13 protein-coding genes are annotated in these 13,021 nt (G+C 68.1%); 9 read left to right on the forward strand and 4 right to left on the reverse strand.

Features of this window, described 5'->3' with window-relative positions:
- The first annotated feature begins 27 nt into the window (after positions 1-27).
- The 7 genes from ACQY78_RS23480 (at position 28) to ACQY78_RS23510 (ending at position 5,320) form a co-directional block, all read left to right on the forward strand.
- Positions 28-1,032 (forward strand): Bug family tripartite tricarboxylate transporter substrate binding protein, encoded by a 1,005-nt coding sequence (locus ACQY78_RS23480; RefSeq protein WP_428679438.1) that lies wholly within the window; start codon positions 28-30, stop codon positions 1,030-1,032.
- Positions 1,033-1,056: 24 nt separating this feature from the next.
- On the forward strand, positions 1,057-1,893 hold the full coding sequence (locus ACQY78_RS23485; RefSeq protein WP_428679441.1) for a phytanoyl-CoA dioxygenase family protein: 837 nt from the start codon (positions 1,057-1,059) through the stop codon (positions 1,891-1,893).
- Between the two features lie 13 nt (positions 1,894-1,906).
- Complete coding sequence (locus ACQY78_RS23490) at positions 1,907-2,671, forward strand: SDR family NAD(P)-dependent oxidoreductase (RefSeq protein ID WP_428679443.1); 765 nt, start codon at positions 1,907-1,909, stop codon at positions 2,669-2,671.
- An 82-nt stretch (positions 2,672-2,753) separates the two neighbouring features.
- The gene (locus ACQY78_RS23495; protein ID WP_428679445.1) at positions 2,754-3,161 is read left to right on the forward strand and encodes a hypothetical protein; all 408 of its coding nucleotides are present in this window, start codon (positions 2,754-2,756) and stop codon (positions 3,159-3,161) included.
- Positions 3,083-4,195, forward strand: a complete 1,113-nt coding sequence (locus tag ACQY78_RS23500; RefSeq protein ID WP_428679447.1) for a two-component system sensor histidine kinase NtrB — start codon at positions 3,083-3,085, stop codon at positions 4,193-4,195. Before ACQY78_RS23495 ends, ACQY78_RS23500 begins: the two co-directional genes overlap by 79 nt.
- Positions 4,192-4,845: a response regulator transcription factor gene (locus ACQY78_RS23505; RefSeq protein WP_428679449.1), complete on the forward strand. Its 654-nt coding sequence runs from the start codon at positions 4,192-4,194 to the stop codon at positions 4,843-4,845. The genes ACQY78_RS23500 and ACQY78_RS23505 overlap by 4 nt, the downstream gene beginning before the upstream one ends.
- A gap of 73 nt (positions 4,846-4,918) precedes the next feature.
- Positions 4,919-5,320 carry a response regulator transcription factor gene (locus ACQY78_RS23510; RefSeq protein ID WP_428679451.1) on the forward strand — a complete coding sequence of 134 codons (402 nt, stop codon included), beginning with the start codon at positions 4,919-4,921 and terminating at the stop codon, positions 5,318-5,320.
- Between the two features lie 53 nt (positions 5,321-5,373).
- On the opposite strand, the gene ACQY78_RS23515 is transcribed toward ACQY78_RS23510, so the two are convergent.
- From ACQY78_RS23515 to ACQY78_RS23530, 4 genes are read right to left on the reverse strand one after another with little or no spacing between them, the layout of a single operon-like run.
- Positions 5,374-5,886 carry a Dps family protein gene (locus tag ACQY78_RS23515; RefSeq protein ID WP_422016564.1) on the reverse strand — a complete coding sequence of 171 codons (513 nt, stop codon included), beginning with the start codon at positions 5,884-5,886 and terminating at the stop codon, positions 5,374-5,376.
- Positions 5,887-5,891: 5 nt separating this feature from the next.
- A complete protein-coding gene (locus tag ACQY78_RS23520) occupies positions 5,892-6,038 on the reverse strand; it encodes a hypothetical protein (protein ID WP_428679454.1) in 147 nt (48 codons plus the stop codon).
- 7 nt (positions 6,039-6,045) lie between these two features.
- Positions 6,046-7,626, reverse strand: a complete 1,581-nt coding sequence (locus ACQY78_RS23525) for a DHA2 family efflux MFS transporter permease subunit (RefSeq protein ID WP_428679456.1) — start codon at positions 7,624-7,626, stop codon at positions 6,046-6,048.
- Entirely contained in the window at positions 7,623-8,849 is a 1,227-nt protein-coding gene (locus tag ACQY78_RS23530; RefSeq protein WP_428679459.1) for an HlyD family secretion protein, read from the reverse strand. Before ACQY78_RS23530 ends, ACQY78_RS23525 begins: the two co-directional genes overlap by 4 nt.
- Positions 8,850-9,025: 176 nt before the next feature.
- On the opposite strand from ACQY78_RS23530, the gene ACQY78_RS23535 reads away from it, so the two are divergent.
- Entirely contained in the window at positions 9,026-11,320 is a 2,295-nt protein-coding gene (locus ACQY78_RS23535) for an FdhF/YdeP family oxidoreductase (RefSeq protein ID WP_428679461.1), read from the forward strand.
- Between the two features lie 15 nt (positions 11,321-11,335).
- Positions 11,336-12,949, forward strand: a complete 1,614-nt coding sequence (locus ACQY78_RS23540) for a Na+/H+ antiporter (protein WP_428679463.1) — start codon at positions 11,336-11,338, stop codon at positions 12,947-12,949.
- Positions 12,950-13,021 lie beyond the last annotated feature (72 nt).

Raw genomic sequence — 13,021 nt, forward strand, 5'->3', positions numbered from 1 at the left:
CCGGCAATAGAGTTGGAGGCGCTTCCCATGTCCAATCCCACACGTACCAGCATGCCCACCCGCAAGAGCTTCCTCAGGCTTGGCCTCGCTGCTGCGGCGAGCGCCGGCCTTCCTCGGTTCGCTGCCGCACAGGACGCCTATCCCGACAAGCCGGTGCGGGTCGTCGTCTCCTATGGCGCGGGCGGTGCGATCGACGTCGTCGCGCGCATCGTGGCCGAGCATATGACCGGTACGTTCGGCAAGACGGTGCTGGTCGAGAACAAGCCGGGCGCCGGATCGACGATCGCCGCCGACCTGATCGCGCGCGCCGCGCCGGACGGCTACAATCTCCTGGTCACGGGCATGGCGCATTCGGTCATTCCCGAACTCTTCCCGCAGGTCACTTTCGATCCGGCGACGGCGTTCCAGCCGATCAGCCATCTCGGCCTCATGCCGTTCGTGCTCGCGGTGCATCCTTCCGTGCCGGCCACCGACTACAAGAGCTTCATCGCCTACCTCCGGGCCCATCCCGGCACCGTGAACTGCGGGTCCGCCGGTCCCGGCAGCTCGGCCGATCTGGCCCAGATGCTGCTGGCCAAGCTGGAGAACGTCGAGTTCACGCGCGTGCCCTATCGCTCGACGCCGGCGGCGATGAACGATCTCGTCGCGGGCCGGGTCGGCTTCATGATGGATTCGCAGAACGTGCTGGTGCCGCATGTGAGGAGCGGCGCGGTGCGCGCCTTCGCCGTCTCGTCGCTCGAACGCTCGCGGCTGGTGCCCGAGGTGCCGACGCTCGACGAACTCGGCCTCAAGGGCTTCGAGGTCGGGAGCTGGCAGGCCATGCTGGCCCCGGCGAAGACGCCGCGGCCCATCGTCGACCGCATCGTCAAGGCAGTAGATGCGACGCTGAACGATCCTGCCGTGCGCGCCCGCTACATCGAGCTGGGCTACAACCTGCCGCAGAAGACCGGGCCCGAGGCGCTGTCGATGTTCCTCGCGGCCGAGGCGGCCAAGTGGGGGCCGCTGGCCAAGGCGACCGGCACTGGCGGCTGATCGCACCAGGAAGGGACGAGACACGTGACCAAGCTCAGCCAGGCGGAGGTCGACGCCTTTCATCGCGACGGGTACTTCGCGCCCGTCGATGTCTTTTCGCGCGTAGAGGCGAGGGCCTGGCGCGCCGACCTCGAAGCCTTCGAGCGCACCCTGCCGCCCGGGCCGGTCTCGGCAGGCGACCGGCGCAAGCTGCATGTGCGGCTGCCTTGGGCGCGCGACCTCGTGGAGGATCCGCGGCTGCTCGACGTGATGGAGCAACTGCTGGGCCCCGATATCCTGGTGTTCACCAGCACCTTCTTCATCAAGGAGCCGAACACCGACGCCATCACCGCCTGGCACCAGGATGCGACCTTCTTCGGCCTGTCTCCCTACGAGCACGTCACCGCCTGGGTGGCGCTGTCCGAGGCCTCGATAGAGGCGGGCTGCATGGAGTTCGCGCCGGGCAGCCATCGCCTCGGCCAGCTGGCGCACGGGCAGACGGCCACGCCCGGCACCATCAATGCCGGTGCCCGCTCGATCAGCGAGCCGCTCGATACCTCGCGCGCCGTCTTCGCGCCGGTGAAGACCGGCCAGGTGTCGCTGCATCACACGCTGGTCGCGCACAATTCGCGGCCCAACCGCAGCGACGACCGCCGCATCGGCTTCGGCATCAGCTACATCCCCGCCCATGTGCGCCATGGCGGCAGCAAGCGCATGACGGCCACGCTGGTGCGTGGCGTCGATCGCTACGGGCACTTCGATCTCGAGGACGATCCGCGGACCCTCGACGCCGACGCGCAGGCCGAGGCGCACAAGCGCGCCTACGGCCGCTATCGCGAAGGCCACGCCGAACAGCAGGCGCGCTACGGCGTCATCGCCTGAGCCCGGAGAGAGAATGAAACCGTTGCAGGGAAAAGTCGCGATCGTGACGGGCGCCTCGTCGCCCGTGGGCATCGGCGCCGCCGTGGCGCGCCGGCTGGCGGCATCGGGCGCGAGGCTGCTGCTGGTGGCGGACGATTCGCCGGAGGCGGTGGCGACGGAATGCGCCGGATTGCTGGGCGATGCCCGCGGCGTCGTGCCGCTCACCGCCGATCTCGGCGATGCCGACGCGGTGCTGGCCATGGTCGCCGAGGCGGAGAAGCGCTTTGGCCGGATCGACCTCCTGGTCAACAATGCCGCCATCCGCCTGAACCGCAATTTCGGCGAGTTCACCGCCGCGGAGTTCGACAAGGCCGTCGCGGTCAACCTGCGGGCGCCGTTCCTCGCCAGCCAGGCGGTCCTGCCGTCGATGCGGCGCCAGGGCGGCGGCCGCATCGTGCATGTCGCGAGCCAGCTCGGCTCGGTCGCCTATCAGACGCGCACGATCTACGGCATGACGAAGGCGGCGTTGATCCATCTCGCCAAGTCGATGGCGCTGGAACTGGCGCGCGAGAACATCCAGGTCAACACCGTGTCGCCGGGACCGATCGCCACCCAGCCGCTGCTCGACCGCGCGCGCGACCAGCCCGAGGAATCCGCCCGGCGCATGGACTACGTGCCGATGGGACGCTTCGGTCGGCCGGAGGAGATCGGCGAGGTCGTGCACTGGCTGCTGACCACGGACGCCTCGTTCCTGACCGGCCAGGATCTCATCGTCGACGGCGGCTATACGATTCACTGATCCGCGAGGGCGCCAAAGACTGCTCGCTCGGGTTGGCGGGGCGAGGCTACCATGCGCGCCAACGCTGCGGAGTCTCCCCCTAATGTCGCCTCATGTCTTCGCGCCGGCTCGAACGAAGATCGTCGTGCCGGTGCTCACGGCCATCGTCGCCGTGGCGATCTTCGTCGTCGACACGCTGACGCCGCTCGATATCGCCGTCGCCGTTCTCTATGTCGCCGTCGTCCTGCTGGCGATCGATTTTGCCGGATATACCGGCATTCTGGCGATCGCCGCGGGATGCGCCGTGCTGACGATCGTGAGTTTCGTTCTCACGCACGATCTCACGCCGGGCACGGGTCCGATGCTGCGCTGCTTCGTCAGCCTCGCCGCCATCGCCATCACCGCGCTGCTGGCGGGCGCAACCAGCTGGCCGTGGCGGCGCTGCGCGAGCAGGCGGATCTCCTCGACCTCACGCACGACACGGTGTTCGTGCGTGACCGCAACGACGTGATCAAGTACTGGAATCGCGCGGCGGAGAATCTCTACGGCTGGAGCAGCGACGAGGCGGTCGGAAAGCCGGCGGCGACGCTGCTGAAGAAGGTTTTCCCGGTGCCCTATCCGACGATCCTCGCCGAGCTGGAGCGCGACGGCCGTTGGGAAGGCGACATCGTCCACACCTGCCGCGACGGCCGGCAGGTCACCGTGAGCACGCGCTGGTCGTTGCAGCGTGATTCGCAGGGCCGTCCTGCCGCCGTGCTCGAGACCAACACCGACATCACCGCCCAGCGCGCGGCCGAGGACAAGTTCGACCGCACGCGCAGCGAACTGGCCCATCTCTCGCGCATCTCGACGATGGGCGAGCTCACCGCCTCGATCGCCCACGAGGTCAACCAGCCGCTCGCCGCCATCGTCGCCAATGGCGAGGCCGGCCTGCGCTGGCTTGGGCGGAACACGCCAGATCTCGGCGAGACGAAGAAATCGATCGAGGCGATGCTGCGCAACGCGCAGCGCGCCAGCGACGTCGTCCGCCGACTGCGCGCCCTGTCGGCCAAGTCGGCGCCCGCAACCGCACCACTCGATCTCACCGAGGTCGCAGAAGAAACTGTCCAGCTCGTCGAGCGGGAACTGCGCGCGCAGGGCGTGCAGCTGTCCGCCGATCTGCCGGCAGGCCTGCCGCCGGTCGACGGCGACAGGGTCCAGCTCCAACAGGTCCTGCTCAATCTTCTGCTGAACGCTATCCAGGCGCTGGGCACGGTCCCGCCCGAACGGCGCACGATTTCTGTTAGAGTGCAGCGTGGTGCGAGAGAGAGCCTGGGAGATGCCATCGTGGTGACAGTCGAGGATAGCGGCGCGGGAATTGCCGAAGCCGACCTTGCCCATCTGTTCGACGCCTTCTTCACGACCCGAAGCGACGGCATGGGCATGGGCCTCTCCATCTCGCGCTCGATCGTCGAGGCCCATGGCGGTCGCATCGAGGCCGCCAACCGGCCCGAAGGCGGGGCGTCCTTCCGCGTTTGCCTGCCGGTCGCCGGGAGGGCGGCATGAACCGCCGGCTGCCCGCGCCGGCCCCGGCAGAGCTGACGCCGGTGGTCTTCGTCGTCGACGACGACGAGGAACTGCGGCTGGCGCTCGACAATCTCTTCCGCTCCGTCGGCCTGCAGGCAAGGCTGTTCGGCTCGGCCGCCGAATTCCTGAAGGCGGGTCCGGGCGACGCGCCCGGCTGCCTCGTCCTCGACATCCGCCTGCCGGGCGTGAGCGGCCTCGAGTTCCAGGGGCAGCTCGCCCGCACCGGCATCGAACTGCCCATCGTGTTCATGACCGGGCATGGCGACGTGCCGATGTCGGTGCGCGCGATGAAGGCCGGCGCCGTCGACTTCCTCACCAAGCCGTTCCGCGACCAGGACATGCTCGATGCGGTCTCCTCGGCGATCGAGGCGGACCGGCGGCGGCGCGCTGCGGCCGAAGCGGGGCGGGACGTGCGGTCGCGCTTCGAGAGCCTGTCGCCGCGCGAGCGGGAGGTGATGACCCTGGTCACGCGTGGCCTGATGAACAAGCAGGTTGCCGGCGAGCTGGGATTGAGCGAGATCACCGTGAAGCTCTATCGCGCCCAGGCGATGCGCAAGATGGGCGCCGACACGCTCGCCGACCTCGTGCGCATGGCCGAGCATCTGGCCCTGCATGCCGGTCGCGACTAACACGCGCTCTGCAATTTCATAAACGTACGTATGGCTACCGGCGTCGCCGCACCTGCCGCAAGGTGGCGATGCCATGTCGTCCCCGTCAGACCGCTCGAACCCCAACTCGTCCCCGTGCATCGCCGTCGTCGATGACGACGAATCGGTGCGCGAGGGGCTGCGCAACCTGCTGCGCTCGGTGGGTTACGAGGTGCGGGCCTTCTGCTCGGCAGAGGATTTCCTCGAGCGGCCAGAGGGCGAGGCCTTTTCCTGCCTGGTGAGCGACATCCAGATGCCCGGCATGGGCGGCCTCGAACTGCAGAAGCGCATCGTGGCGTCAGGCATGCCGTTGCCGGTCATCCTGATGACCGCCTTTCCGCGCGATCACGTGCAACGGCAGGCCGAGGAGCAGGGCGCGGCGGGCTTCCTCACCAAACCATTCGACGGCAGCCGCATGATCGAGTGCGTCGAGCGCGCCCTGCGGCCGCCCGCGTAAGGCCCCGTCGTCTCGCCCTTGCCGGGCATCGGTCGAGACGACGGGTCTCCCGATCACCCGTGGGCGCGGGCGCTTTCGAACAGGAACCAGGTCCGGCGCTCGGTCTCGTCGATCCAGACCTCGACCAGGCTGGCCGTGGCGACGTCGCCATGCTCGTCGCACAGCGCATGGACCTCGCGCAGGATGGACGTGAGCTGGCGGTTGTCGTCGCGCAGCTCGGCCAGCATCGTGCCCGGCGGGACGAAATCGGCATCGTTGTCGAGCAGGCGCTGCTGCCGGGCGATCTGGCCGATCGAGCGCAGCGTCGTGCCGCCGATCTTGCGGGCGCGCTCGGCGATCGGGTCGGTCATGGCGAAGATCTGGTCGGCCTGTTCGTCGAGCATCAGGTGATGGTCGCGGAAGTGCGGCCCCGACATGTGCCAGTGGAAGTTCTTGGTCTTCAGGTAGAGCGCGAAGCAGTCGGCCAGCAACGCCGTGAGCGATGCCGCCAGATCCTTGACGGCATTCTCGGAGAAGGTGCTGGGCGTCTGCAGGGCGGCGGTCCTGCGATCCTGGACGGTGGTCATTGGCTTTACTCCTTCGTGGGTGGGAACGGGTGGAGGCGATGCACCTGGTGGGTTTCTCCCGGCGTGGCGAAGGCCACGACGACAGTCAGCGTCATCGCGATGCAGACGAGGACGAAAGCGAGGGCGAGATCGACTTTCAGCAGCTTGCGCATGATTGCCTCAGTGCGCCGCTGGCGCGTGGCCGCCGAGCTTGACCTTGCGCAGGGTGAGCGCGAGCGCCGCGGCGGAGAGCGAGATCGCCATGAGTGTCCAGAAGACGTCGATGAAGGCCAGGAACGAGGCCTGCGTCGTGACCTGCTGACCGATCCAGGCGATGGCCTGCTTCTGGGCCTCCAGTGCGGAGCTGCCATGGCTCGCGAAGTAGTCGGTCGTCTGGCGCAGCGTCTGCTGGTAGGCGGCGTTGGACGGGACGGCGTGCTCTACGAGACGGCTCTGATGGAATTGCTCGCGATGGGCCAGCACGTTGGACGACAGGGCGATGCCGAGCGAGCCGCCGATGTTGCGCGCGACGTTGACCAGCGCCGACGCCTGATCGACCTTGTCCGCCGCAATGCCTTCGTAGGAAGCGGCCGTAATGGACAGAAAGATCAGCGGCAGGCCGACACCCAGCAGCATGCGCGAGTGGGCGAGATACCAGAAGCCGACATCGCCATAGATCGAGGTCAGATTGTACATCGAGAGCGCGATGATCGAGCCGCCGGCGACGATCAGGTATTTCGGCTGGATCTTCGTGAGCAGGCGGCCGGTGATGAACATCATCGCCATGGTCACCAGGCCGCCGGGTGACAGGACGAGGCCGGCCCATGTCGCCGTGTAGCCGAGATCCTGCTGAACGAGCTGCGGCAGGAACTGCGTGGTCGCGAGCAGGATCGCACCGGTCGCCAGCATCACCAGGAAGCAGGCGCCGAACTGTCGCGTCGCCACCATGCGGATGTCGACGGCCGGATTGCGGCGCGTCATTTCCCACGGAATCATGAGGAGGAAGGCGAGGGCGCAGACGGAAGCCACGGCGACGATGAAGCCGGAGCCGAACCAGTCGTCCTCCAGGCCGCGGTCGCACACGATCTCGAGCGCGCCCAGGAAGGTGGCGACGAGCGCGAAGCCCACGAGGTCGAAGCCGCCGTCGGTCCGCCGCAGCCGTTGCCGGTCCTCCACCTGGGCCCGCGTCTCGCGCAACAACAGGGCGATCGACACGATCGTCAGCAGGCCTACCGGTCCGTTGATCAGGAAGCACCAGTGCCAAGAGGCGTTGTCGGAAAGCCATCCGCCGAGCGTCGGTCCGACCACGGGGGCCACCACGACGGCGACTCCGAACAGGGCGAAGGCCTGTCCGCGCTTGGCCGGCGGGAACGTATCGACGAGGATCGACTGCGAGACCGGCACCATGCCGCCGCCGGCGATGCCCTGCAGGACGCGGAACAGCAGCAAGGCCTGCAGGTTCCAGGCGAAGGCACAGAGCACGGAGCTCACGGTGAACAGGGCGAGGCAGGCGATGAAGAAGCGCCGCCGGCCGATCCGGCGGACCAGGAAGCTGCTGGCGGTGAGGCTGATGGCGTTGGAGACGAGATAGGTAGTCACCACCCACGAGGCTTCGTCCTCGCTGACGCCGAGGCCGCCCGCGATATAGGGCAGGGCCACGTTGGCGATCGTGGTGTCGAGCACTTCCATGAAGGTGGCGATCGCCACCACCACGGCGATCAGCCACGGATTCGGTGCCCGGGTCGCCGCCACGGTGCTCACAGCCAGCTCCGCAGCCGCTCGTAGAGAGACGGCGACAGGTCGGTTCGCACCGTGGGAACCACCGACATGCCGGGTCCCAGCGCGACGTCGGTCGGCGCCTGGTCGATGACGACCTTGACCGGCACGCGCTGGACGATCTTCACGTAGTTGCCGGTCGCATTTTCGGCCGGCAGCAGCGAGAAGGCGGTGCCCGATCCCGGCTGCACGCTGGCGACGTGGCCGTGGATCTCGCGGCCCGGATAGGCGTCGATCCCGAAGCTCACCGGCTGGCCCGGACGCATCGCGTCGAGCTGCGTCTCCTTGAAGTTCGCAACGACCCAGATCTCGTCGGGGACGAACATCGACAGCGCCGTACCGGCCTGGGCGAACTGGCCGACCGCGGCGCCGAGCTGGACGATCCGCCCCGGCTGGGCCGCCGTCACCGTCGTATAGGACAGGTTGAGTTGCGCTTGATCACGTCGCGCCTGCTCCTGCTGCAAGCTGGCGACGGCCGAGTTGCGTTGCGCCTTGAGCGATACCAGTTGGCGATTTGCGACGGTGACGTTGGCGCGCGCATTCGCGAGCGCGGCTTGCTGCTGGTGGAGCTCCGATATCGCGAGTTCGCCGGTTTGCCGGCTCGACCAGCCCTCCTTGGCCAACTCGCCGTAGCGCTCCGATTGCTGCTGTGCGTAGACGAGGCGGGCCTCGCTGAGCTTCACCTGCGTCTCGCTGGCGGTGATCTGCGCCTGCTGGACCTGGATCTGCGCATCGATATTGGCAATGCCGGCCTGTGCAGCCGCGACGGCCGCCTCCGCCTGGGCAAGCGCAACCCGGTAGTCGCGCTCGTCGATATGGGCGATCACCTCGCCCGTGCCGACATGCTGGTTATCGGTGACCGGAACCGACGTCAGATAGCCCGGCACCTTGGGCGCGACCGCGAACTGTCGCGCGGCGATGAAGGCGTCATCGGTGGTCGCGAAGTGAGCGCCATAGTCGACATAGAGGCCCGCTACCGAGACCGCGGCGATCATGGCCAGCAGGCCGACGCCGCCGAGCAGCGCGCGGCGCCCGGTGAAGCCTCCACGCGGCGCCTTCTTCGAAGGTGCCTCGTCCTTCGTCGCCGGTTCTTCGAGAAGCAGCTTCTCCGGCGGCGGCGCCTCGCCCACGACCGGCGCAGGCGGCGGGGGGCTGCTCTCCGTCGGGCGACGCAGCGGGATCAGGGTGGCGGGGCGGCTGGGCGACATGGCGGGATCTCCTATCGCGGGCCACGCACCAATTGCGGGGCTGATCGAGAGGATAGAGATCGGGGAAAAACGGCCAATTCAGATGGACGTCTGATGCGGGCAAACTTTGGTATAGGCAGTCAGCGACCGCTTTTTCGCCCAAGATCGGCCCACCTCATCGGACCGGGAGCAGGATCATGGCCGCGAACAAGCGCATACGACCCTACAAGCAGCCCGCCGGTGGATGGGGCGCCCTGAAGGCGCTGGGCGAGCATCTCGTCGAGCAGGGCATCGCGATCAAGGGATCGCGGACGCTTCTGCGCATGAACCAGCCCACGGGCTTCGACTGCCCGGGCTGCGCCTGGCCCGATCCCAAGCATACGTCCTCGTTCGAGTTCTGCGAGAATGGCGGCAAGGCGGTGGCCTGGGAATCGACTGCGGAACGCTGCTCGCCAGCGTTCTTCGCCGAGCACACCGTCTCCGAGCTGGAAGGCTGGGGCGACTACGAGCTCGAGATGGCGGGACGGCTCACGCACCCGATGGCCTACGACGCGGCAAGCGATCGCTATCTGCCGGTGAGCTGGGACGAGGCCTTCGCGACCATCGGCCGGCACCTCGCGGCGCTGCCCGATCCGAACATGGCCGAGTTCTATACCTCGGGCCGCACGTCCAACGAGGCGGCGTTCCTCTACCAGCTGTTCGTGCGCGAATTCGGCACCAACAATTTTCCCGACTGCTCGAACATGTGCCACGAGGCCACCAGCGTCGGCCTGCCGTTGTCGATTGGTGTCGGCAAGGGAACGGTCCTGCTGGAGGATTTCGACAAGACCGACTGCATCTTCATCTTCGGTCAGAATCCCGGCACCAACAGTCCGCGCATGATGACCAGCCTGCGCAACGCCTCGCGCCGCGGCGCCACAATCATGTCCTTCAACCCGTTCCGCGAGCGCGCGCTCGAACGCTTCCAGGCGCCGCAGGACCCTGTCGAGATGGTGACGCTGAGCGCGACGCCGATCAGCTCGCGCCTCTACCAGGTGCGGGTCGGCGGCGACGTCGCGGTGATCAAGGGCCTGATGAAGGTCCTGGTCGAGGCTGACGAAGGCGCGCGCGCTACGGGCGGCGCCGCCGTGCTCGACTGGGATTTCATCCGCGAGCACACGGTGGGCATCGACGCGCTGATCGCCGACCTGAAGGCGGCGGACTGGGTCTCGCTCGAGCGCCAGTCCGGCCTCGTCCGCTCGGAGATCGAGGAGGCGGCGCAGGCTTACATGAAGGCCAGGCGCGCCATCGTCGTGTACGGCATGGGCATCACGCAGCATCGTCACGGCGCGCAGGCGGTACAGCAGCTCGCCAACCTCTGCCTGCTGCGCGGCAATCTCGGCCGCGAGGGCGCGGGCATCTGCCCGGTGCGCGGTCATTCGAACGTGCAGGGCGATCGCACGGTCGGCATCACCGAGATCCCGGCGGCCGATTTCCTCGCGCGCCTGGGCAAGCGGTTCGGCTTCACGCCGCCGGCGGCGCCGGGCCACAACGTCGTCACCGCGCTGCAGGCGATGGCGCGCGGCGAGGCTCGGGTCTTCTTCGGCATGGGCGGCAACATCGTGGCGGCGATGCCCGACTGGCAGGTGACGCGCGACGCCTTCCGCCGGCTCGACCTCAGCGTCCACGTCTCGACCAAGCTCAACCGCAGTCACCTGGTGCGCGGCCGTGAAGCCCTGATCCTGCCCTGTCTCGGCCGCACCGAGCTCGACGTCCAGGCGACCGGCCCGCAATCGATCACCGTCGAGGATTCGATGTCGATGGTCCATGCGTCGCTGGGCCTGAACAAGCCCGCCTCGGACGATCTGAAGAGCGAACCCGCCATCGTGGCCGGCATCGCCCGGGCGACGCTCGGGAAGCGCTCGGTCGTGCCGTGGGAGGAGCTGGTCGCCGACTACGACCTGATCCGCGACGCCATCGAGGCCGTGATCCCGATCTTCCAGGACTACAATGCCCGCATCCGCGTGCCCGGCGGCTTCCATCTCGTCTCCACGGCGCGCGAGCGCATCTGGAAGACCAGCTCGGGCAAGGCGAATTTCCTGATCTACGACGGCATCCGCGAAGACCCGTTGCAGAAGGACGATGACGTGCTCTGGCTGACGAGTGTGCGGAGCCACGACCAGTATAATACGACGCTCTACTCGATGTCCGACCGCTATCGCGGCGTCTACGGCCAGCGCGACGTCGTCTTCCTCAGCGCGACCGAGATCGAGAAGCGCGGGTTCGAGCCTGGCGACCGCGTCGACATCGTCGCGGTGAACGAGGACGGCATCGAGCGGCGCGTGAGCGGCTACCAGCTCGTGGCCTACTCGTTTCCGGAGGGGAGCTGTGCTGCCTACTATCCGGAGACCAATCCGCTGGTCGCGCTGGAGGCTCACGATCCGATGAGCTTCACGCCTTCCTACAAGGGCATTCCCGTGCGGCTGGTCCGCGCCGCGGCGAGCAACGCCTGACGGGAGGGCCCGGTCATGGCACCCTTCGAGATCGTCCTGATCCTGCTCTCGGCTGTGGTGGTGAGCGGTGCCTGTGCCCGTATGCTGCCGCTGCCCGTGCCGGTGCCCCTCGTCCAGATCGGGCTCGGTGTGTTCGTTGCCGCCGTTGCCAATCTCGGCGTGCGCCTCGATCCCCAGCTCTTCTTCGTGCTGTTTCTGCCGCCTTTGCTGTTCTTCGACGGATGGCGGCTGCCCAAAGCCAGCCTGCTGCGGGACAAGGGGATGATCCTGGCCCTCGCACTGGGTCTCGTCGTCTTCACCGTGCTTGGCCTCGGACTGCTGATCCATTGGATGATCCCGGCCATGCCATTGGCGGTGGCCTTCGCGCTCGCGGCCGTCATCTCGCCGACCGATCCGGTCGCGGTGAAGGCCATCGCCGCGCGTGTGCCAGTGCCGAAGCGGCTGATGCGCCTCCTGGAAGGCGAGGCTTTGCTCAACGACGCATCCGGTCTGGTCTGCCTGCGCTTCGCGGTCGCCGCTACGCTGACCGGCACGTTTTCACTGACCGATGCCGTCGGCAGCTTCGTCTGGGTGTCGGCCGGCGGATTGGCAGCCGGCTTCGCCGTGACCACCGTGGCCGCGCAGGCGAAGAACTGGGTGTCGCGCCGCTACGGCGAGGATGTCGGTGCGCAGATTCTGATCAGCCTGCTGATCCCCTTCGGTGCCTACTTCCTGGCCGACCTGGTCGGCGCCTCGGGCATCCTGGCCGCCGTCGCGGCGGGCATCACCATGAGCTACGTCGAACAGGGGGGCGGGGCGCTTGCCGAGACCCGCGTCCGGCGCAGCGCCGTGTGGGAGACAATCCAGTTCGGCGCGAGCGGCGTCATCTTCATCCTGCTCGGCGAGCAGCTTCCCCGCATCGCCAGCGGCGCCGCCAGCGTGGTGCGCGAGACGGGCCATGCCGAGACCGGCTGGCTGCTCTTCTACGTCGCGGCGATCGCGTTCGGCGTGGCCGCGCTGCGTTTTGCCTGGGTGTGGGTGCTGGTGCGCGTGGCGCTGTCGCGGGCAGCCAGTTGGCGTCTGGTCGCGGCCCTCACCGTCGCGGGCGTGCGCGGCACAGTCACCTTGGCGGGCGTGCTGTCGCTGCCGTTCGTGCTGGCCGACGGCAGTTTTTTTCCGGCGCGCGACCTGGCGGTGTTCCTGGCGGCGGGCGTGATCATCACCTCCCTGATCGCGGCGACCGTGTTGTTGCCTGGCCTGCTGCGACACCTCGACTTCGCTGCCGAGCCGGGCGAGGAGGCGGCGGAAGATAGCGCGCGTGTCGCGGCCGGAGAGGCGGCGCTGGCGGCCATCGCCCGTGCCCAGGGTGGGCTCGTGACCCGCCCCGGCGACGCGGATCTCGGGGCGGAAGCGGCAACGCGCGCCATGGCACCTTACCGCCAGCGTATCGAAGCGCTCTCGCGGTCGGGCGCCGAGGGCGATCTCGCCCGCCGCATCGAAGAGATCGAGCGCGAGCTGGAACTGATCGGCGCGCGGGCCGAGCGCGAACGCCTGCTCGAGCTTGCCCGCAGTGGCCGCTTGTCGGATGAGGTGGCGCGCAAGCTCGTGCGTGAGGTCGATCTGGTGGAAGCGCGCATCGCGGGCGCCTGATGCTCACGCGTTCTTGACAGGGCGGCAGTCACTGCCGCAGCCATACTCTGCACGCCGACCAGCCAGGAGTTT

Source organism: Reyranella sp. (genome assembly GCF_965279625.1).
In the GTDB taxonomy this organism is placed as follows: Bacteria; Pseudomonadota; Alphaproteobacteria; order Reyranellales; family Reyranellaceae; genus Reyranella.